The 18,477-nt window shown below is 59.1% G+C and carries 22 protein-coding genes; 15 read left to right on the top strand and 7 right to left on the bottom strand.

Annotated features, from left to right (window positions below; translation table 11 throughout):
- The first annotated feature begins 15 nt into the window (after window positions 1–15).
- On the top strand, window positions 16–1,077 hold the full coding sequence (locus DCS96_RS12980; RefSeq protein ID WP_116474820.1) for a glycosyltransferase family 9 protein: 1,062 nt from the start codon (window positions 16–18) through the stop codon (window positions 1,075–1,077).
- Window positions 1,074–1,853: a glycosyltransferase family 2 protein gene (locus tag DCS96_RS12975; RefSeq protein WP_116474819.1), complete on the top strand. Its 780-nt coding sequence runs from the start codon at window positions 1,074–1,076 to the stop codon at window positions 1,851–1,853. Before DCS96_RS12980 ends, DCS96_RS12975 begins: the two co-directional genes overlap by 4 nt.
- On the opposite strand, the gene DCS96_RS12970 is transcribed toward DCS96_RS12975, so the two are convergent.
- The gene (locus DCS96_RS12970) at window positions 1,822–2,841 is read right to left on the bottom strand and encodes a glycosyltransferase family 9 protein (protein WP_116474818.1); all 1,020 of its coding nucleotides are present in this window, start codon (window positions 2,839–2,841) and stop codon (window positions 1,822–1,824) included. The two genes, DCS96_RS12975 and DCS96_RS12970, sit on opposite strands and share 32 nt — an antisense overlap.
- 106 nt (window positions 2,842–2,947) lie before the next feature.
- Here DCS96_RS12970 and coaD point away from each other — a divergent pair, with 106 nt between their 5' ends.
- Window positions 2,948–3,430 (top strand): pantetheine-phosphate adenylyltransferase, encoded by a 483-nt coding sequence (gene coaD, locus DCS96_RS12965; protein WP_116474817.1) that lies wholly within the window; start codon window positions 2,948–2,950, stop codon window positions 3,428–3,430.
- A gap of 100 nt (window positions 3,431–3,530) precedes the next feature.
- On the opposite strand, the gene mutM is transcribed toward coaD, so the two are convergent.
- The 4 genes from mutM to radC form a co-directional block, all read right to left on the bottom strand.
- Entirely contained in the window at window positions 3,531–4,343 is an 813-nt protein-coding gene (gene mutM, locus DCS96_RS12960; RefSeq protein ID WP_116474816.1) for a bifunctional DNA-formamidopyrimidine glycosylase/DNA-(apurinic or apyrimidinic site) lyase, read from the bottom strand.
- Window positions 4,344–4,437: 94 nt separating this feature from the next.
- On the bottom strand, window positions 4,438–4,605 hold the full coding sequence (gene rpmG / locus DCS96_RS12955; protein WP_071472289.1) for a 50S ribosomal protein L33: 168 nt from the start codon (window positions 4,603–4,605) through the stop codon (window positions 4,438–4,440).
- Between the two features lie 11 nt (window positions 4,606–4,616).
- Window positions 4,617–4,853, bottom strand: coding sequence for a 50S ribosomal protein L28 (gene rpmB, locus DCS96_RS12950; RefSeq protein ID WP_014291125.1), 237 nt, complete (start codon window positions 4,851–4,853; stop codon window positions 4,617–4,619).
- A 132-nt stretch (window positions 4,854–4,985) separates the two neighbouring features.
- Window positions 4,986–5,660 (bottom strand): RadC family protein, encoded by a 675-nt coding sequence (radC, locus tag DCS96_RS12945; protein WP_116474815.1) that lies wholly within the window; start codon window positions 5,658–5,660, stop codon window positions 4,986–4,988.
- Between the two features lie 145 nt (window positions 5,661–5,805).
- Between radC and coaBC the strand changes: the two genes are divergently transcribed.
- The 4 genes from coaBC to mscS are packed head-to-tail and all read left to right on the top strand — an operon-like array spanning window position 5,806 to window position 8,966.
- Window positions 5,806–7,011: a bifunctional phosphopantothenoylcysteine decarboxylase/phosphopantothenate--cysteine ligase CoaBC gene (gene coaBC / locus DCS96_RS12940; RefSeq protein ID WP_116474814.1), complete on the top strand. Its 1,206-nt coding sequence runs from the start codon at window positions 5,806–5,808 to the stop codon at window positions 7,009–7,011.
- Window positions 6,995–7,453: a dUTP diphosphatase gene (gene dut, locus DCS96_RS12935; RefSeq protein ID WP_116475024.1), complete on the top strand. Its 459-nt coding sequence runs from the start codon at window positions 6,995–6,997 to the stop codon at window positions 7,451–7,453. The genes coaBC and dut overlap by 17 nt, the downstream gene beginning before the upstream one ends.
- A 16-nt stretch (window positions 7,454–7,469) precedes the next feature.
- Complete coding sequence (slmA, locus tag DCS96_RS12930) at window positions 7,470–8,066, top strand: nucleoid occlusion factor SlmA (RefSeq protein WP_116474813.1); 597 nt, start codon at window positions 7,470–7,472, stop codon at window positions 8,064–8,066.
- Window positions 8,067–8,126: 60 nt separating this feature from the next.
- Window positions 8,127–8,966 carry a small-conductance mechanosensitive channel MscS gene (gene mscS / locus DCS96_RS12925; protein WP_408646011.1) on the top strand — a complete coding sequence of 280 codons (840 nt, stop codon included), beginning with the start codon at window positions 8,127–8,129 and terminating at the stop codon, window positions 8,964–8,966.
- A gap of 46 nt (window positions 8,967–9,012) precedes the next feature.
- On the opposite strand, the gene pyrE is transcribed toward mscS, so the two are convergent.
- Together pyrE and rph are read right to left on the bottom strand one after the other, a co-directional pair.
- Window positions 9,013–9,654 (bottom strand): orotate phosphoribosyltransferase, encoded by a 642-nt coding sequence (gene pyrE, locus DCS96_RS12920; RefSeq protein WP_116474811.1) that lies wholly within the window; start codon window positions 9,652–9,654, stop codon window positions 9,013–9,015.
- A 158-nt stretch (window positions 9,655–9,812) separates the two neighbouring features.
- Window positions 9,813–10,529, bottom strand: a complete 717-nt coding sequence (gene rph / locus DCS96_RS12915) for a ribonuclease PH (RefSeq protein WP_116474810.1) — start codon at window positions 10,527–10,529, stop codon at window positions 9,813–9,815.
- A 194-nt stretch (window positions 10,530–10,723) separates the two neighbouring features.
- Between rph and DCS96_RS12910 the strand changes: the two genes are divergently transcribed.
- The 8 genes from DCS96_RS12910 (at window position 10,724) to DCS96_RS12880 (ending at window position 17,266) form a co-directional block, all read left to right on the top strand.
- Window positions 10,724–11,587: a YicC/YloC family endoribonuclease gene (locus tag DCS96_RS12910; RefSeq protein ID WP_116475023.1), complete on the top strand. Its 864-nt coding sequence runs from the start codon at window positions 10,724–10,726 to the stop codon at window positions 11,585–11,587.
- Window positions 11,588–11,770: 183 nt separating this feature from the next.
- Window positions 11,771–13,039 (top strand): tyrosine-type recombinase/integrase, encoded by a 1,269-nt coding sequence (locus DCS96_RS12905; RefSeq protein WP_116474809.1) that lies wholly within the window; start codon window positions 11,771–11,773, stop codon window positions 13,037–13,039.
- Window positions 13,040–13,275: 236 nt separating this feature from the next.
- Complete coding sequence (locus DCS96_RS12900) at window positions 13,276–13,491, top strand: helix-turn-helix transcriptional regulator (RefSeq protein ID WP_232818276.1); 216 nt, start codon at window positions 13,276–13,278, stop codon at window positions 13,489–13,491.
- Window positions 13,467–13,940: a hypothetical protein gene (locus DCS96_RS12895; protein ID WP_157953637.1), complete on the top strand. Its 474-nt coding sequence runs from the start codon at window positions 13,467–13,469 to the stop codon at window positions 13,938–13,940. Before DCS96_RS12900 ends, DCS96_RS12895 begins: the two co-directional genes overlap by 25 nt.
- Before the next feature lie 179 nt (window positions 13,941–14,119).
- Complete coding sequence (locus DCS96_RS18975) at window positions 14,120–14,248, top strand: hypothetical protein (protein WP_269801916.1); 129 nt, start codon at window positions 14,120–14,122, stop codon at window positions 14,246–14,248.
- On the top strand, window positions 14,245–14,556 hold the full coding sequence (locus DCS96_RS12890; RefSeq protein ID WP_116474806.1) for a hypothetical protein: 312 nt from the start codon (window positions 14,245–14,247) through the stop codon (window positions 14,554–14,556). The genes DCS96_RS18975 and DCS96_RS12890 overlap by 4 nt, the downstream gene beginning before the upstream one ends.
- On the top strand, window positions 14,553–14,846 hold the full coding sequence (locus tag DCS96_RS12885) for a hypothetical protein (protein WP_116474805.1): 294 nt from the start codon (window positions 14,553–14,555) through the stop codon (window positions 14,844–14,846). Before DCS96_RS12890 ends, DCS96_RS12885 begins: the two co-directional genes overlap by 4 nt.
- The gene (locus DCS96_RS12880; protein WP_116474804.1) at window positions 14,843–17,266 is read left to right on the top strand and encodes a primase-helicase zinc-binding domain-containing protein; all 2,424 of its coding nucleotides are present in this window, start codon (window positions 14,843–14,845) and stop codon (window positions 17,264–17,266) included. The genes DCS96_RS12885 and DCS96_RS12880 overlap by 4 nt, the downstream gene beginning before the upstream one ends.
- The last annotated feature ends 1,211 nt before the right edge of the window (window positions 17,267–18,477 follow it).

Genomic DNA, 18,477 nt, shown 5'->3' with positions numbered 1-18,477 from the left:
TAAGAGATCTAACATATGGCGCTATTTTCCCAGCCTCCTCACTCCATCTGCCTGCTACGCTTGTCCGCCCTTGGTGATTGTTGCCATGCGGTGGCCCTGGTGCAGGCGATCCAGCGACAATGGCCCCATGCCCGTATTACCTGGATTACCGGCAAGCTAGAAGCGCAACTATTACAACAGCTGCCGGATATTGAGGTTATCGTCTTCGATAAGCAGGCCGGCTGGCGGGGTTATGTCGAGATCTGGCAGCAGCTGCGCGGGCGGCAATTCGATGCCCTACTGCATATGCAGGCCGCCATGCGTGCCAGTCTGCTCAGCTTAGGCATCCGGGCCCGACACCGGCTGGGCTTGCCCAAAGACAGGGCCAAGGACGGACAGTGGCTGTTTACCAACCATAAGGTTACCAGCCTGGGCGAGCATGTGGTGGACGGCTTTATGGGTTTTGGCAAGGCCCTGGGAGTAACCGATCTCCAGCCCTGCTGGCAGTTTCCGCTCCAGCCGGAGGCCATCGACTGGGCCCGACACTATCACGCGGAACAGCCACTGCTGCTGATCTGTCCCGCATCCAGCAAGGCCTACAAAAACTGGACCAGCGAAGGCTATGCCGCGCTTGCCGAACACGCCCATCGCCAGGGCATGAGGGTGATGCTGATCGGCAGTCCGGCACCGACGGAAATTGAGCTTGCCGCCAGGATATGTACCCTGACCAGCCATATCGACGAAAACCTGGTGGGCAGGACCAGCCTGCCCCAGCTACTGGCGCTGATCAGCCAAGCCAGCCTGGTGGTGGCCCCGGATACCGGACCCGCCCATATGGCTACCATGGTCGGCACCCCTGTGATTGGCCTCTATGCCCACCATAATCCCCAACGCACCGGCCCCTACCTGTGCCGCTCATATGTGGTGAGCGCCTATGACCAGGCCTTGTTGTCAGAAACAGGCAAAACCGCCGCCCAACTGCCCTGGCGTACCCGGGTGAAAAATCCCGACGCCATGCAGCTTATCAGCCCCGAGATGGTCATCGCCCGCTTTGACCAGGTCACCCAAGCACTTGCCATTCACAAGGAGCCATCATGAGCGCCCGCCCGACCCTTGCCGCTGTCCTGATCGTCAAAAACGAGGCAGAAAACCTGGCCGACTGCCTGGCTACCCTAGACTGGGTGGATGAAATAGTGGTGCTCGACTCGGGCAGCACCGACGGGACCCGGCAGGTTGCCGAAACCGCCGGTGCCCGCTTCTTTGTCAACGACGACTGGCCCGGTTTCGGCCGCCAGCGGCAGCTGGCCCAGAGCCATGTGCAGTCAGACTGGGTGCTGTGGGTAGATGCGGACGAGCGGGTCACCCCCGAACTCAGGACCAGCATAGAGGCCGTATTGGCCCGGCCGACCACGAATACCGTCTATGCCGCCGCTCGCCTGTCCTGGGTATTCGGGCGCTTTATCCGCCATTGTGGCTGGTACCCGGACCGGGTGCTGCGTCTCTACCCCAAGGCGCTGACCGGGTACAACGACGCCCTGGTACATGAAAAGGTCGAACTGGGAGCCGGCATCAAAACCGCCCGGCTCAAGGGGGATCTGCTGCACTATACCTACCGGGATCTGGAACACTACTTGGTGAAGTCCGCCGGCTATGCCGCCGCCTGGTCACGCCAGCGGGCCGAACGCGGCAAACGAGGTTCGCTGAGCCAGGGTCTGCTGCACGGGATCGGCTGCTTCCTGAAGATGTATGTGCTCAAGGCCGGCTTCCTGGATGGCAAGCAGGGTCTGCTGCTGTGCCTGCTGTCGGCTCACTCCACCTTCGTGAAATACGCCGACCTCTGGATCAAGACAAATACGGAGCGGCCCAACCCCTGACCTTGCCGGCCACTTCGGCCATATCAATCTGGCCCATATCTTCCAGCTCACTGTTCGCCGGAGGATGAAAGGCCAGGTGGCGCCCCTCACTGTTGAGCGGTCGCCAGCGCAACGGCGTGGCCGAACGGCGCAGCGGGAAGAAACCCACGGTCGGGACATCCAAGGCGGCAGCAATGTGCAAGGGGCCCGTGCTGCCGGCCACAAACAGCTGGCCACAGGCCAGCAGCCGGCAGAAATCCGGCAACGCCAGACCATGGGCAACCGGGATCGGTGCCTTCACCTGTGCCGCAACCTGCTCCGCCAACGCCTGTTCGCCCGGGCCTGCGGTTAATATGGGCTGAGCCTCGGGGAAATCACGGCCCAGCTGTCCAAGCAGCTCGGCATATTGCTGCACCGACAGGTTGTTGGCCGAGCCGCCGCTGCCCGCATGTACCAACAGCCAGGGCCGCTCGGCCGAAATCCCCAGGGATTGCGCCTGTTTGCTCCGGAAGGCCGCCTGCTCCTCGGCATTAAAAGATAAATAAGGAGAGCGCGGTTCAAGTGGCGCTATCCGGCCGGCCTGCAAATAGGCCCGGACCAGATCCAGGTTGTACTCATATTCCGGCTTCTCCGACCGGGAACGCCGTTGCCTGACCCTGTGGTTATAGAACAGCTGAGCCAGCTTGGTCGCCGGCGCCCAGCGCTCGGGAATCCCGGCCTGCCAGACCAGTTTGCCGTTGCGGAAATTGGAAAACAGGCAGATAACCACATCAAAGCGCCGGGATTTGAGCTGATTTAGCAAGTCTGTCTGAAACGCCGGCTCCGCGTCTTTACCGGGATCCAGTATCACCCTGTCGATGGCAGGACACAGCTCGGCCAAGGCCTGGGTATAGGCCGGCACCAGGGCGGTCAGCTCACAATCCAGCGAGCCTTTCAGCAAGGCAAACGCCGGCCAGGCCAACATAAAATCACCAATTTTATCGTTGCGTATCACCAGCACTCGCTTCATTCTCTGTCTCGCTCTGTTACCGATTGGGTATTCTTGCCAAAGGCTCTGCTATTCTCAAGCCAAACTCTTATAATCCCTCTTCGCACTTTGACTAAGGACACAGGTTATGACCATAAGGGTGATCTATCCGGGTACCTTCGATCCCATTACCAATGGCCATCTGGATTTGATCGAGCGAGCTTCGCTGCTGTTCGATGAGGTGGTTGTCGGGGTGGCCTTCAGCCCCAGCAAGCGCCCGCTGTTCGAATTGGAGGAGCGGGTCAATCTGGTCAAGGAGGTTACCACATCGTTGGGTAACGTCACCGTCGTCGGCTTTTCCGGCTTGCTGGTCGACTTTGCCAAGAGTCACCAGGCCAATGTGCTGATCCGCGGCCTGCGCGCCGTCTCCGACTTTGAATATGAGTTCCAGCTGGCCAACATGAACCGCCGGCTGATGCCAACGCTTGAAAGCGTGTTTCTCACCCCGGCGGAGGAAAACTCCTTTATCTCCTCGACGCTGGTCAAGGAAGTGGCCTTGCACGGCGGCGATATCAGCCAGTTTGTGCCCACTGCCGTGGCCGAGGCCATCGCCAAAAAATTAGCGCCCTGAGGTGCCTCCGAAACAGCAGGCGGGCCCCCTTGTCGATGTTGGCCAGCCAAAAACGCCTTGCATAACCTGAGCCGCCATCACCGGCCAATTCAACCCGGGATCAGCGCTGGCAGCGCGGGCAGAATACCGTGCTGCGGCCATTCATGCGGATCTCACGCAAGGACATGCCACAGCCGACACAGGGCTGCTCACGGCGGCCATAGACTTGCAACTCCTGGACAAAATAGCCGGGCTTGCCATCGCTACCGGTAAAATCGCGCAACGTGGTGCCGCCCTGGGCAATGGCCCGGGCCAGCACAATCTTGATCTCCTCCGCCAGCTTCCGGTAGCGTGTCAGGCCGATCCGGCCCGCTTCTCGCTGGGGATGGATACCAGCGGAAAACAGCGACTCATTGGCGTAGATGTTGCCAACCCCCACCACCACATGGTTATCCATGATGAACTGTTTCACAGCCACCGTCCGACTCCGGCTGTGCCGATAGAGCCAGTCACCGCTGAAATCGTCGGTCAAAGGCTCCGGCCCCTGCTTTACCAGCAAGGGGTGCTGTTCGACCGGCTCCCGGGTCCACAGCAGGGCACCGAAGCGCCGGGGATCATTAAGCCGCAGCAGCTTGCCGTTGGCCAGTTCAATATCCACATGGTCATGCTTGCCCGCCGGCGTGCCATGGGGCAGCACTCGCAGGCTGCCGGACATGCCCAGATGCAGGATGGCCGTGCCCCAGTCGGTGTCCAGCAAGAGGTATTTGGCCCGCCGGCGTACGGCAGTGATGGTCAGCCCTACCAGCTCCTGGATCTCCGCCGGCACCGGCCAGCGCAGCCCGGCATTGCGCACCACCACCCGCATCACCGATTCCCCCAGCACAAAGGGGGTAATCCCCTGGCGACTGACTTCCACTTCTGGCAATTCCGGCATCTGTTACTCCCCCATCTGTCTGGCAGCAGTATACCCCAGCGTAACGTCCATAAAAAAACCCGGCCTGGGCCGGGTTTTTTGAGAACGCAAAATCTTACTTGATTTTGCCTTCTTTGTAGATCACATGCTGACGAACCACGGGATCAAACTTTTTGATCTCCATTTTTTCGGGCATGTTGCGCTTGTTCTTGGTAGTGGTGTAGAAGTGACCAGTACCAGCGCTGGAGTTCAGGCGGATCTTCTCGCGAATACCTTTAGCCATGGGTTATCTCCTTAGACCTTTTCGCCACGGGCACGCAGGTCAGCCAGGACACTGTCGATACCTTTTTTGTCGATAATACGCATACCCTTGGTGGTGATGCGCAGTTTTACAAAACGCTTTTCGCTTTCAACCCAGAAACGGTGAGTTTGCAGGTTGGGCAGGAAGCGACGCTTGGTGGCGTTGTTCGCGTGAGAGCGGTTGTTACCAACAGCTGGCCGCTTACCAGTTACTTGGCATACTTTAGACATGTCAGTCTTCTCCAAAACTTACTTTTGCTCGAGCAATTAATCACCCCGTTGGCCGTCTATCGGGGCAAAATAAGGCGGCAATTTATACAGCATACTGAGCTCGAGATCAACAAAAAGCCAAGCGCCCGGCACTTAAAGCCAGCCGCGCTCGGCAAAAGATACGGTTTCACCATCACCAACCACCAGATGATCCAACACCCGGATATCCAGTAGCCCCAGAGCGGACTGAATACGTTCGGTGATCATGCGATCCGCCCGGCTGGGCTCGGCCACTCCGGATGGATGATTATGCACCAAAATCACCGCCGCGGCACCCAGTTTGAGCGCTAAAGCAACGATTTCCCGCGGATAGACGGCGGCGGCATCCAGGGTGCCGTAAAACAATTCGTGATACTTGATCACCCTGTGCTGGTTATCCAGCAACAGCAGGGCAAAGACTTCCCGGGGCTGATCCCTGAGCAGTACCTGCAGATACTGCCGGGTCAGCTGCGGGCTGGTAAGTACATGGGCCCGGACCAGCTTCTCATCCAGGAAGCGGCGCATCAGCTCCAGGCTGGCCTGCAGCTGCACAAATTTGGCCGGCCCCAGCCCGGGCCCCTGACAAAACCGCCGCTGATCCGCCTGCAACAACTGACGCAGCGAACCGAACTCCACCAGCAGAGTCCGAGCCAGGGTCACCGCATCCATGCCCTTGGCGCCGGTACGCAGGAAAATCGCCAGCAGTTCGGCGTCCGACAGGCTGCCCGGTCCGCGACTGAGCAGTTTTTCCCGCGGCTGCTCCCCCTCGGGCCAGTCCTTTATGCTCATGTTTTCTCTCCAATGCCGTCCGATCAAGACTAGCCGATCCGCCGCCGAATGCCCTCCCGAACGACAGCAATACCCGGGTAAGTGAACTGACCTCCCTCCCCGGTTTGTGATATCTTTGGCGCCATTCAGCAAGGGGGAAAAGAAGATGTCGTTAGCAGGCAAACGCATTCTGATTGGACTAAGCGGCGGCATAGCCGCCTACAAGAGCGCGGATCTGGTGCGCCGCCTGAAGGAGCGGGGCGCCCTGGTGAGGGTGGTAATGACCGAGTCGGCCAAGGCCTTCATTACTCCCCTGACCCTGCAGGCCGTGTCGGGCGAACCGGTATCGGATGCCCTGCTGGATCCGGCCGCCGAGGCCGGCATGGGCCATATCGAACTGGCCAAGTGGGCCGATCTGGTGCTGATCGCCCCGGCCAGTGCCAATACCCTGGCGCGCCTGAGTGCGGGGCTGGCCGATGACCTGCTCACCACCCTCTGCCTGGCGACCCCGGCCCCACAGGCGATCGCGCCGGCGATGAACCAACAGATGTATCGCCACCCGGCCACCCAAGCCAACCTGGCGACCCTGGCCAGCCGCGGCACCCTGATTTGGGGCCCGGCCCAAGGCAGCCAGGCCTGCGGCGATATGGGTCCGGGACGCATGCTGGAGCCCCTGGAGCTGGTTGCCCTGGCCGAGCAGCATTTTGCGCCGAAAGAGCAGCCGTTGGCCGGTATCAGGCTGATGCTCACCGCCGGCCCCACCCGGGAGCCCCTGGATCCAGTGCGTTTTATCTCCAACCACAGCTCGGGCAAGATGGGCTTTGCCCTGGCCCGCGCCGCCGCCGAACTGGGCGCCGAGGTCACTCTGGTCAGCGGGCCGGTATCACTGACCACCCCGGAGGGAGTGACACGAGTCGATGTGGAGAGCGCCGCCCAGATGCACGCTGCCGTGATGGCCGACATCGACAGGCAACAGATTTTTATCGCCTGTGCCGCCGTGGCCGATTACCGGCCCAGGCAGGTCGCGAGCCAGAAAATCAAGAAAAGCAGCGATACCATGGTCATCGAACTGACCAAAAACTCGGATATCGTCGCCGATGTCGCCGCCTTGCCGAACAAACCCTTTACCGTCGGGTTTGCGGCGGAAACCCGGGATGTGGAAAAATACGCCCGCGACAAACTCAGCCGCAAAAGGCTGGATATGATCGCCGCCAACGACGTCGCCAAGGCGGGACAAGGCTTTAATGCCGATGACAATGCCCTGACCGTATTCTGGCCCGAGGGGCAGAGCGACTTACCACTGGCCGGCAAAACCGAGCTGGCCAGAAGCCTTATCACTTTAATTGCAGACAAATATCATGAAACCCATTGAGCTGAAGATCCTCGACCCCCGTGTCGGCACCGACTTTCCCCTGCCCGCCTACGCTACCCCCGGCTCGGCCGGCCTGGATCTACGCGCCTGCCTGGACGCGCCCCTGAGCCTGGCACCGGGTGAAACCCAATTGCTGCCCACCGGCCTGGCCATGCATATCAAGGATCCGGGGCTGTGCGCCACCATACTGCCCCGCTCCGGCCTGGGTCACAAACACGGCATCGTGTTGGGTAATTTGGTGGGGCTGATTGACTCGGACTACCAGGGTCAGTTAATGGTATCCTGTTGGAACCGAGGACAGGACAGCTTCACCATACAGCCGGGCGAGCGGATTGCCCAGCTGGTGATTTTGCCCGTGGTTCAGGCCCAATTCACCCTGGTGGATGAATTTGACGCCAGCGAACGAGGAGAAGGCGGCTTCGGATCATCCGGCCGCCACTGAACAATCGAGTGCGACCATGGCCAATACCCAGAATAAAAAAAATCGTCGTGAGCAGATCCTGCAGGCCCTGGCCCATATGCTGGAGACCAGCCCGGGACAGCGCATCACCACCGCCAAACTGGCCGGCGCCGTCGGCGTATCGGAAGCGGCGCTCTATCGCCATTTCCCCAGCAAGGCCAAGATGTTTGAGGGACTGATTGATTTTATTGAAGAAACGCTGTTTTCGCGGGTCAATCTGATCCTCCAGGAAGAAAAGGACTGCTCGCTGCGCCTGCGCTATATCATCCAGCTGCTGCTCGGCTTTGCCGAGCGCAATCCGGGCATCACCCGCTTGCTCAACGGCGACGCCTTGCAGGGCGAACACGAGCGCCTGCTGGTGCGCATCAACCAGCTGTTTGACCGGCTGGAAACCCAGCTCAAACAGGTGATGCGGGAGCGCCGGCTGCGTGAAGGCGAAGGGCTGGCCGAAGATGAAAGCGCACTGGCCAACCTGCTGCTGGCCTATGTGGAAGGCCGTATCAACCAGTATGTGCGCAGCCAGTTCCGACTCAAACCCAGCCAGCATTTTGATAGCCACTGGTCGTTGTTGCACCGGCAGCTGGCTCTGGCGTAGCGCCCCGAGGACCAAGACATCCCACAACAAAGAGGTTCCCATTCCATGGAAACAGATCTGCTGAACGCCGATTTCCTGAACGACGCCCAGAGCTGGATCGTCAACAATCAGGGACTGATCATCGAGTATGCGGTCAATCTGACCGCCGCCATCCTCACCCTGATGATCGGGTTTATGGCGGTGGGCATGCTCACCGGCGGCATGAACCGGGTGATGAAGGCGCGCAAGATAGACAACACCATCTCCGACTTTGTCACCAGCCTGCTGAAGTACGGCTTGCTGGCCTTCGTGATCATCGCCGCCCTCAGCCGGGTCGGGGTACAGACCGCCTCCTTCGTGGCCATTGTGGGTGCCGCCGGTCTGGCCGTGGGCCTGGCGCTGCAAGGCTCCCTGTCCAACTTCGCCGCCGGAGTGCTGCTGATCGGCTTTCGGTTCTTCAAGGCCGGTGACTATGTGGAAGCGGGCGGCACCGCCGGTACCGTGCACTCGGTGCAGATCTTCACCACAGTGCTGATGACCCCGGACAACCGCATGATAGTGGTGCCCAACTCCAAGATCCTCAACGACAACATAGTCAACTATTCCAAGGAAAAAACCCGCCGTCTCGATCTGGTGATTGGGGTCTCTTATAGTGCCGATCTGAAACTGACCAAGGACGTGTTGACCCGCATCATCAACGAAGAGCCCCGCATTCTCAAGGAGCCCGAGTGCCGCATTGCGGTCAGCAACTTGGGCGCTTCCTCGGTGGACTTCGTGGTACGCCCCTGGGTGAACGCCGAAGACTACTGGAACCTGAAGTTCGACCTGCTGGAAAAGATCAAGAACGAACTGGATGCCAACGGCATCGGCATTCCCTTCCCGCAGATGGATGTGCACCTGTTCCGCCAGGACAAGGCCTAATCGCTGCACTTGCCCGCAAAAAAGCCGCTTTTCAGCGGCTTTTTATTTAAATACCGTACTGCTCTCGGTAACCGCGCACCCGCTCCAAGTGTTCGGCCATGGCCGGCTGTTCACTCAGATAGTCGATCAGATCGGCCAGGGTAATGATGGCGATCACCTGGGCATGATAGTCCCGTTCCACTTCCTGAATGGCCGACAGCTCGCCCTTGCCCTTTTCCTGACGATCCAGAGCAATCAGCACACCGGCAAGCTCGGCGCCGTTGGCCTGGATGATGTCCATCGACTCGCGAATGGCGGTGCCGGCGGTGATCACATCGTCCACCAGCATGATGCGGCCGGCAAGCGGACTGCCCACCAAGTTGCCGCCCTCGCCATGATCCTTGGCCTCCTTGCGGTTGAAGCAATAAGGTACGTCCTGATCATGCACTTCCGCCAGCTGCACCGCAGTGGCGCTGGCAATGGGAATGCCCTTGTAGGCCGGGCCGAACAGTACATCGTACCGGATGCCCGCATCGACCAAAGCGGCGGCATAGAAGCGGCCCAGGCGCGCCAGATCCCGGCCGCTGTTGAACAGGCCGGCATTGAAGAAATAGGGGCTCTTTCGCCCGGATTTGAGGGTGAACTCACCAAATTTCAGCACCTCTTTGGCCATGGCAAATTCGATAAACTCACGCTGGTAGGCTTTCATTTTTATCTCCGCAATATTGCTTGCTCACAGAGGCCAGCTCCGGACACATACACGCCGTAAAGCCTCCCTGGGGGCTCCACCGTGCCATCCCTGACACGGAGGGTCTGCTTACCGGCATCTGGCCTCTGCCTGATATCTTGACTACGTAGGCCGATAATTTAGCCTTCAATCGCCTGACGCTGGTGTTCCACCAGCTCGTCAATCCCCTTACGGGCCAGGGTCAGCATTTCCAACAGCTGCTCGTGGCTGAAGGGCTCGCCTTCGGCGGTGCCCTGCACCTCGATCATCCGGCCTTCGGCGGTCATCACCACGTTCATATCGGTTTCGGCGGCCGCGTCTTCCACATATTCCAGATCCGACACTGCCTGGCCGTCGACAATGCCCACGGAAATCGCGGCCACCAGCGTCTTGAGCGGGCTGGCGGCGATCATGCCTTTTTCCTGCATCCAGTTCAGCGCATGGGCCATTGCCACACAGGCACCGGTGATAGACGCAGTGCGGGTGCCGCCATCGGCCTGGATCACGTCGCAGTCGACGGTAATGGTATGTTCACCCAGGGCCTTAAGATCGACCGACGCCCGCAGCGAGCGGGCGATCAGCCGCTGAATTTCCATGGTGCGGCCGCCCTGCTTGCCCTTGGCCGCCTCGCGGTGCATGCGGCTGTGGGTCGAACGGGGCAACATGCCGTATTCTGCCGTCACCCAGCCCTGGCCCTTGCCTTTCAGAAAGCGGGGCACCCCGGTTTCTACAGTCGCGGTACAGAGCACCTTGGTATGGCCGAACTCCACCAGCACAGCCCCTTCGGCATGACGGGTGTAATTGGGGGTAATGGTTACCGGCCTGATCTCGTCGGCCGCTCGTCCGCTTGCGCGCATAGGGGTACTCCAGTCGTTTGGGATTCAAAGGAAGCAGTTTTTCCGACACGAGGCCGCTTGTTGCATCCTTTAAGAAATTTCGCGGTCTATTATAGGGAATGCGGCGCGCCATTGCAGCCGGCAAGCATTGGCGCATGCAGATGGCCTGTGTCAAACTGACCCTATACAAGAGCAACACAACACACGAGAACCACATGATCCACAGCATGACCGCCTATGCCCGGCAGGAATTCAAACAAGACTGGGGTACAGCCGTATGGGAAATCCGCTCGGTCAACCAGCGCTATCTGGAAACCTATACCCGGCTGCCCGAACAGTTCCGCAGCCTGGAGCCGTTGGTACGGGAAAAACTGCGTGCCCGCCTGCAACGGGGCAAGGTAGAGTGCGGCCTGCGTTTTGAATCCAACCTGGCCAACCAGGGCCAGCTACAGATGAACAAAGCCCTCGCCGAGCAGCTGATTGAAGGTGCCACCTGGGTAATGGAAAAAGCCGGCCACGGCAGCATGAATCCGCTCGATATCCTGCGCTGGCCCGGAGTGATGGAAGCCCAGGCCCAGGACATGGATGCCCTCAGCCAGCAGCTAATGACGTGCCTGGACAAGGTCGTCGATGATTTTCTCGCCGCCCGGGCCAGCGAAGGCGACAAACTCAAGCAGCTGATAGAACAGCGTCTGACCGGCATTGAGCAGGAAGTGGCCAAGGTCAAAACCCGGATGCCCGCCATCATGGACTGGCAACGGCAACGGCTGCTGGAGCGCTTCGAAGAAGCCAAAATAGAGCTGGATCCCCAACGCCTGGAGCAGGAAATGGTGCTGCTGGCCCAGAAGGTGGATGTGGCCGAAGAACTGGACCGCCTCAATACCCATATCACTGAGACCCGCAAGATCCTCAAGAAAGGCGGCGCCTGCGGCCGGCGGCTGGACTTTATGATGCAGGAATTCAACCGGGAGTCTAACACCCTGGGCTCCAAATCGATCAGCACCGAGATCACCGCCTCGGCCGTCGAGCTCAAGGTACTGATCGAGCAGATGCGCGAGCAGATCCAAAATATTGAGTAAGGTTTCATTCCATTTCACTCAATCGCATCCACACACGCAAGCCCCGCTTATAGCGGGGTTTTTTGTATCTGGACGTATCACAGCATATGGCATAAGCTCGCATTTAGCGTGTACCAAGACGTGTACCATTTGATTATTTGGCACACTTCGATTTGGTACACCCCTGCCAAACAAGAGGGCGCTATGGGCAAGCTGACAGATGTACAGATAAGGGCCTGGATAAAGGCCGATGTGAGAACGGAAGGCAAATCTGACGGGAATGGCCTGTACTTCTGCTATCGGAAAAACTTCGCCACCCCCAAGTGGAAATTCCGCTACAAGCTAGCCGGCAAGTCCCGCTCAATGTGGATTGGCACCTACACGGACCTGTCACTGGCCAAGGCGAGGGAGGTAGCCAGGGGGCTATCTGCTAAGGTGGCGCTGGGCCATGATGTGGCGGCGGAGAAACAGGACCGCAAAGCAGAGGCTCTAGCCAAAATTGCCGCAGAGAAAAACGCCGTTACGGTCGCCATGCTGGCCGAGGAATATTTCAGCCGACAAATCGTTGGCCGTTGGAAACACCCGAACATTGTTCGCAGCCGGATAGACAAGGACATTCGCCCCCATCTTGGCAAACTCAAGGTAGAGGAGGTGAAGCCCCGCCATGTGGATGACATGCTGCAAGCCATCGTGAAGCGAGGGGCTCCCACCATTGCCAATGACGTCCTTCGGTGGGTTCGGCGCATGTTCGACTACGCGATTAAGCGGGGCATGGCCGAATACAACCCGGCATCGGCCTTTGACCTGTCAGACGCAGGGGGCAAGGAGGATGCCAGGGACCGGGCGTTAGGCCGGGATGAGCTCGCCACCCTGTTCAAAGCCATGAAGACCGCCAAGGGGTTCAGCGTTCAGAATGAGCTGACGGTCAAGCTGTTACTGCTGCTGTGCTGCCGGAAGATGGAGCTGTGTGCCGCCCCGTGGTCTGAATTCGATCTGGATGCCGGAGTTTGGTATTTGCCCGGCGAGCGAACCAAGACCGGTACACCGATTGATATTCCCCTGCCCCCGCTGGCGCTGGAGTGGTTGGGCGAGCTGAAGCGGATGTCCTGTGGTAGTACTTGGGTTCTGCCCGCCCGCAAGATGCAAAATCGCATGATCCCCCATATCGTGGAAAGCACTCTCCCCGTGACTCTGTCGAAACTGCGCCCGTATCTGGACGGCATGGAAGCATTTACCGTTCACGACCTGCGCCGCACGGCCCGTACCCAATTGGCAGCCCTTGGAGTTGACCCTGTGGTGGCCGAACGCTGCCTCAACCATAAAATCCGGGGGGTAGAAGGCATCTATAACCGACACCAATATTTTGAGGAGCGTAAGGGTGCCTTGCTTCGCTGGGCCGGCCTGCTTGATGCGCTGGACAAAGGGGAGCACTATAATGTGACTCCTATTGGCCAGGGAAAGCGCCAAGCTTAACAAGGCAATGACTTGGCAATATTTGTCTAGGTATTGATCTGTAAAGCATGAGACGTTAGGATATTCCCATACTCGGCGAGCGTCTAACCTAAAGACCTACGGAGTGATAAAAAGCACCGAAAGCCCGCCATAGAGCGGGTTTTTTTGTGCCCAAACCAAGCCCGCCCTGAGCGGGCTTTTTTGTGTCCGAATCAAACCCGCCTCACGCGGGTTTTTTTATGTCCGGAGAAAAACCCATGACCAACAACATTCAGCAATCTGGTTTTCTGCGTCAGTCGCAAATCCTGCCCAACCGCAAGACAGGCTCGCAAGGACTGGTTCCCATTTCCCCGGCCACGCTGTGGCGCATGGTGGCGGATGGACGGTTTCCGAAGCCGGTCAAACTGAGCGAACGAGTAACGGCCTGGCGGGCAGAAGAAGTTCATGCTTGGCTTCAGGCTCAAGGGAAGTAAGGGGAGGGTTTGGAAATGATGAAAAAAATAAGGCAGCACCGCAAAGCGATACCGCCCATAACAATGCACAAAGTGCAGATTGGAACAGCAATCATACCGAACCCACCGGGATCAGCAAAGCATTGAGAGAGCTGATTCACGCCGCCGGCAGGCCGATTGATAACTTTACCAGCGGGCGGAAGGCGGAGGTGGCTTACTTCAAGGATGCCGTTTCAAAGCTCCATTGCCGTCACGGCCTGGATATTTGTGGGGAATGGTTCTTGCGCCAAAACCTGAGCGGGAAAATGGCCCGCTGTCGCCGCTACTGGCTGACCGCTGACACCGCCAATCAGGGAATTGCCCTGGTAAATCACTGGGCACGGCAACGTGGCGAACGCCCCATTAGTAACACTGAGAGGGCTGCAATCTTGGCCCGCTACTCCGCCCAGAACGACACCCCTATTGTCTGACCCGGAGCCACTACCATGACACGCCATTCTATCGAGGGGGCATTGTTTCCCCCGGTTTCACTGTGTATGATTTCAATTGTCGGCTTAGATACCCGGCATAGCTGGTGGACTAGACACCCACAAGCGTTAGACCAAGCAGGAAAATCTGATCGCCCCATTCCAAGGGCTCTGGCCGCAAGGTGGCCGAGCTTTCCCGTATCCGCACCGTTTCCGCCTATGGCCGTACTGAGGCCGAGGCACGCTCTCATCTGGCCGGGCTGCCACTGGTGTTCCTGTCCCGTTGCCCCGCACGGGAGGTGAAAGCATGAGCCGCACCATCACCACCACAGCGCCGGGCCATGAAATCACCGCCACCCAGGCCCTCAACGTTGCCGATCTGAACGTCCAGATCCAGGAAACCCGCGAAGCTGTTTTTCACGATGCTATGGCTATTGAGGCAATAGGGGAACTGCTGGCGCAGCATGACGACGATTGCGGTCTGAGCGACGACCACAAGCGAGCCATAGGCTGGACGATTAGCCGGCTGGGACAGTCGATTATGGTTGCCCACAACGAGATCAGCAGACTGGAAGACAAGCTATTGCTGGCACAGCGCCGGCAGGAGGTGGCCGCATGACCGCCGTTGCCATTACCCGGCCCCAGACCAACGCCAGCACCGCCGCCCCGCTGGTGTTCTTCATTCACGCCACCGACCCGGCAGGCCGTGACATTATGCCGGGCCCGTTCGCTGCCAGTTGTGCCAATCAGGATAAGGCTGCCACCGAGGCCCGCGCAGCACTGGCCGGCACCGGCTACCAGCCTCGCGCCATTCTGTTTAACGTGGCCATCCTGCCGAGCGAGCTGATCCCCTGGAACGAGGGTGAGGGCTTGCGCCTGTTCGGTATCGAGCAGGAGAGCCGGCCATGAAGGAGATCAGCAACGTGACCCTGGCCGCCCGAGGCCAGTGGCCGGTTATCCTGTTACAACTGGGTATTACCACACCGAAGCGGGGCCAGCACGGCCCCTGTCCTTCCTGTGGTGGCAAAGACCGTTTCCGGTTTGATGACAAGGAGGGCCGTGGCACCTTTATCTGTAACCAGTGCGGAGCCGGGGATGGGCTCGACCTAGTGAAGCTGACTAACGGCAACAGCACCCTGGAGGCCGCCCGCGAGGTGGCTGCCGTGCTTGGTATGGAAGGCCGCCAGCCCGACCCGGAAGCGGCACAGCGCCACCAGCGCAACGCCCAGGCACTGGCCAGAAAGGAAGCCGCACAAAGGGAACGCCAGCGGCACAGCGCCGCCTTGAGGGCCGAGAGCATCACGCACAACACCGAGCCGGGGCCAAGTGCCTATCTCCACTCCAAGGGCCTGTCACGGCCCTTTTCTGTTTTAACAGCAGGGCAAACCGTGGGCGGTATCGACTTCATTCCCGGCACACTGGTGATCCCCCTGGTCAATGAGGCCGGGGATCTGGTGAACGTCCAGCTTATCGACGCCAGCGGCAACAAGCGGTTTTTGCCGGGCAGTCAGAAGGCTGGCGCTTATCACCTGCTGACCGGGCAGGAGTCTGAGCCGGTGTGCGTAGTGGAAGGGCTGGCCACGGGCCTATCTGTGCAACGGCTGACACAGGGCCCGGTGTATGTGGCCTTTGACGCCGGCAACCTGGACGCCGTGACCGCCATTGCCCAGCGCCAGCAACCGGGCAAGACCCTGATTATCGCCGCTGACCACGACCGCAACGGCACCGGACAGCGTAAAGCCATCGCCGCCGCCCTGACCCATGGCGCACTGACCGCTATCCCGCCCGAGCAGGGGGACTGGGACGACTACCGGCAGGCACACGGGCTGGCGCAGGCCGCCACCACCTTTCAGCACAACATAAAGACCGCAGCCGGAGAGCTGCCCGGCCAGAAGGAAGAGCACCCCATGAACACCGCACCGGAATTAACCGTGATTGATGGCTGCCGAGAGAATGCCGGCCAACCCCGCATCAGCGCAGCCGAACTGGAACAGATGAAAACCAGCGAGCGGGCCGACCTACTACTGGCCCGGTATGGTGGCAATCTGGCCCTGGATGATAACTCAGACGATTTTTATCGGTACGATGGCATCACCTGGCAGCCGATCAGCGACAAAGCACTGCGCCGAGAGATGGCTCAGTTTTACCGTGAGGTGGAGGTATCCTATTCAGCTCGAGGCGTTACCCAGGTAATAGATACCATGCGGCTATCGGTGCCGGTTCTCACTCAGCCTGAACGCAGCCTAATTGGCTTCCGTAATGGCGTGTTCGACATGGCGAGCCGATCATTCAGGGGGCACCGCAAGGCGGACGGTCTGACCCATGCCCTTGACGTGGATTACAGCGAGGCCGAGCCGGGGGAGAGCCTGGAAAACCAAGCCCCCAATTTCAGCCGATGGTTGAGCCAGGCCACCAACGGTTCCGCCAAGGCAGACCGCATCCTGGCCGCCCTGTTCATGGTGCTGGCCAACCGTTATGACTGGCAGTTATTCCTGGAAGTGACCGGGCCGGGGGGCAGCGGTAAAAGCCTGTTTGCCGAGGTGTGTACCATGCTGGCCGGGGCAGGTAACACCACGTCCGGCACCATCGAGGCGATAGAGAACGCGCGGGAGCGAGCCGCCTTGGTCGGCTATTCGCTGATCATCCTGCCCGACCAACCCCGCTATGTGGGGGAGGGAGCCGGCCTTAAAGCCATTACCGGCGGGGATGCGGTCATGGTAGACCCTAAACACAAGCCGCCCTACTCCGCACGGCTGCCCGCCGTAGTGCTGGCCGTGAACAACAACCCCATGGCATTCAGTGACCGTTCCGGGGGCATATCCCGCCGCCGAGTGATCTTTAACTTCAGCGAGGTCGTGCCCGAGAAAGAGCGAGATCACCAGCTCAAGGACAAGATCGCCGCTGAGCTGCCAGTGATTATCCGTCACCTACTGACCAGCTTCTCCGACCCAGCCAAAGCTAAGCGACTATTGCATGAGCAGCAGCGTTCTGCCGAGGCTCTGGAGATCAAGCGGGAAGCCGATAGTCTGGTGGACTTCTGCGGCTACCTGATTGCTAACTCCCAGGCAGACGGAATGCTGGTGGGTAACGCCAACATCAACCCGCTGGTGCCCCGTAAGTACCTTTATCACGCCTACCTAGCCTTCATGGCTGGCACTGCGCACCAACGCCCGTTAAACCTGACCGCTTTCGGTAAGGCTATGCCCTATGCCATGGAGGAGTTCGGTGCCCGCTACCTCAAGACGAGAACCAAGCTCGGTATGAGAACCAACCTTGACCTGAACGAGGATGCTGCCGTGGACTGGCTGCAAGCTATCGGCAGAGAGTGAGTTAAACGGAATTACCTGAAAACTATTCACCACTGTTCACCCGTTAAAAAAAATCAATAATAACAGAAAGTTAAAGAGTGAATAGTTGGAGGTAAACTATTCATCTACTGTTCACCGCTATTCACCCAGCCAAGAAGAGTGATCACCCTGATGAACAGTTGGTGAATAGTTCGATTGAAACTGTTCACCCCTTAACGCCATGAAATAAAAGGGATTTAAGAAAGGGTGAACAGTGTGAACAGTTTTTGGGGTATTTAGGCGCATAGAAAAAATCCCCTCCGCCTTGGCCGGGCTGGTTCTCACCGAAGTTAGGCACCACCGCAACCCCCAACACCTTCCCCCCTGGCCTGCTGGCTCTGACAAATGATGCCCAGTACGACAGCCAAGGCCGCCAGCCCAACACTTCTACCTTTCCAAAATATGGAAAACCATCTTCCCATAACCTAGAAACCTTGCCACCAAACCGTACCGAGCCCGATAAGTGAAGATCCCGTACTGAATCCACCACTGGTGGACGTACACCCTAACCCGAGGATTCCCCGGCCCAGCAGGAACGACATCAGCGCAACCCGAGAGCATAGGGCAGGCAAAGACACCACCGGCACCAACGGCCCCGCACAGAGCCGTATAGAAAGCGGGAGCTTTGTTTGCTCCCCCGTTTTGGGGAGCACAGGGAGCAGGGCATGGGCATGATGCCCACACCTGGCTGGCCGGCGACAACTCCGAAGATCCGCAGGTTTATCACCAGCATGGCAAAGTGGGATTTACTCACATTGAGGAAAAGCCAGAAGTGAAGGGAGCCGCGAAACGGCGCACCCTTTGCCAGCCACCCCAAGGCCGGGCCGCTACTGGATGAACGATTCGTTCACCCTTGCAACCGCCGAAAACCAGACCGTTAACACCGGCCTTAGCTCACTGCTGAAAAGTCAGCGGTTCGATTACTATGAAACTATTCGTAATAGTCGGGCTGAGGCGCTGCGGGATTTTCCGTAATAGTCGGGCCGATACCGAGATCCCGGCAACGGGCGGAAAACCGCGCCGGTTCGCACCGCATACCGTTTCTGCCCGGCCTGCTGGTGCTGCGAACCTACCCGGCACCCGCCTGGATACTATCTCGGTCCACGATGGAACCTACCAGCCCCGAGAAATTGAAGAAAGTTGAAACCTAAAGGCGGAAAACCGCCTTCGCTGTGAAGGCGGGCAACCGTTGT

It is taken from the genome of Zobellella maritima, assembly GCF_003075035.1.
In the GTDB taxonomy this organism is placed as follows: domain Bacteria; phylum Pseudomonadota; class Gammaproteobacteria; order Enterobacterales; family Aeromonadaceae; genus Oceanimonas; species Oceanimonas maritima.
The sequence above is the reverse complement of the archived record's forward strand: the minus strand, read 5'-3'. Positions and strand labels throughout refer to the sequence as shown.

What these genes read in the sequence shown, in the direction of transcription:
- pyrE (WP_116474811.1), bottom strand. Translation starts at nt 9,654, where the DNA reads ATGAAAGCCTACCAGCGTGAGTTTATCGAATTTGCCATGGCCAAAGAG.
- DCS96_RS12900 (WP_232818276.1), top strand. Translation starts at nt 13,276, where the DNA reads ATGACCAACAACATTCAGCAATCTGGTTTTCTGCGTCAGTCGCAAATC.
- DCS96_RS12980 (WP_116474820.1), top strand. Translation starts at nt 16, where the DNA reads ATGGCGCTATTTTCCCAGCCTCCTCACTCCATCTGCCTGCTACGCTTG.
- DCS96_RS12880 (WP_116474804.1), top strand. Translation starts at nt 14,843, where the DNA reads ATGAAGGAGATCAGCAACGTGACCCTGGCCGCCCGAGGCCAGTGGCCG.
- rpmG (WP_071472289.1), bottom strand. Translation starts at nt 4,605, where the DNA reads ATGGCTAAAGGTATTCGCGAGAAGATCCGCCTGAACTCCAGCGCTGGT.
- DCS96_RS12885 (WP_116474805.1), top strand. Translation starts at nt 14,553, where the DNA reads ATGACCGCCGTTGCCATTACCCGGCCCCAGACCAACGCCAGCACCGCC.
- DCS96_RS12970 (WP_116474818.1), bottom strand. Translation starts at nt 2,841, where the DNA reads ATGAAGCGAGTGCTGGTGATACGCAACGATAAAATTGGTGATTTTATG.
- DCS96_RS12910 (WP_116475023.1), top strand. Translation starts at nt 10,724, where the DNA reads ATGATCCACAGCATGACCGCCTATGCCCGGCAGGAATTCAAACAAGAC.
- radC (WP_116474815.1), bottom strand. Translation starts at nt 5,660, where the DNA reads ATGAGCATAAAGGACTGGCCCGAGGGGGAGCAGCCGCGGGAAAAACTG.
- coaD (WP_116474817.1), top strand. Translation starts at nt 2,948, where the DNA reads ATGACCATAAGGGTGATCTATCCGGGTACCTTCGATCCCATTACCAAT.
- slmA (WP_116474813.1), top strand. Translation starts at nt 7,470, where the DNA reads ATGGCCAATACCCAGAATAAAAAAAATCGTCGTGAGCAGATCCTGCAG.
- rpmB (WP_014291125.1), bottom strand. Translation starts at nt 4,853, where the DNA reads ATGTCTAAAGTATGCCAAGTAACTGGTAAGCGGCCAGCTGTTGGTAAC.
- DCS96_RS12890 (WP_116474806.1), top strand. Translation starts at nt 14,245, where the DNA reads ATGAGCCGCACCATCACCACCACAGCGCCGGGCCATGAAATCACCGCC.
- coaBC (WP_116474814.1), top strand. Translation starts at nt 5,806, where the DNA reads ATGTCGTTAGCAGGCAAACGCATTCTGATTGGACTAAGCGGCGGCATA.
- DCS96_RS12905 (WP_116474809.1), top strand. Translation starts at nt 11,771, where the DNA reads ATGGGCAAGCTGACAGATGTACAGATAAGGGCCTGGATAAAGGCCGAT.
- DCS96_RS12975 (WP_116474819.1), top strand. Translation starts at nt 1,074, where the DNA reads ATGAGCGCCCGCCCGACCCTTGCCGCTGTCCTGATCGTCAAAAACGAG.
- rph (WP_116474810.1), bottom strand. Translation starts at nt 10,529, where the DNA reads ATGCGCGCAAGCGGACGAGCGGCCGACGAGATCAGGCCGGTAACCATT.
- mutM (WP_116474816.1), bottom strand. Translation starts at nt 4,343, where the DNA reads ATGCCGGAATTGCCAGAAGTGGAAGTCAGTCGCCAGGGGATTACCCCC.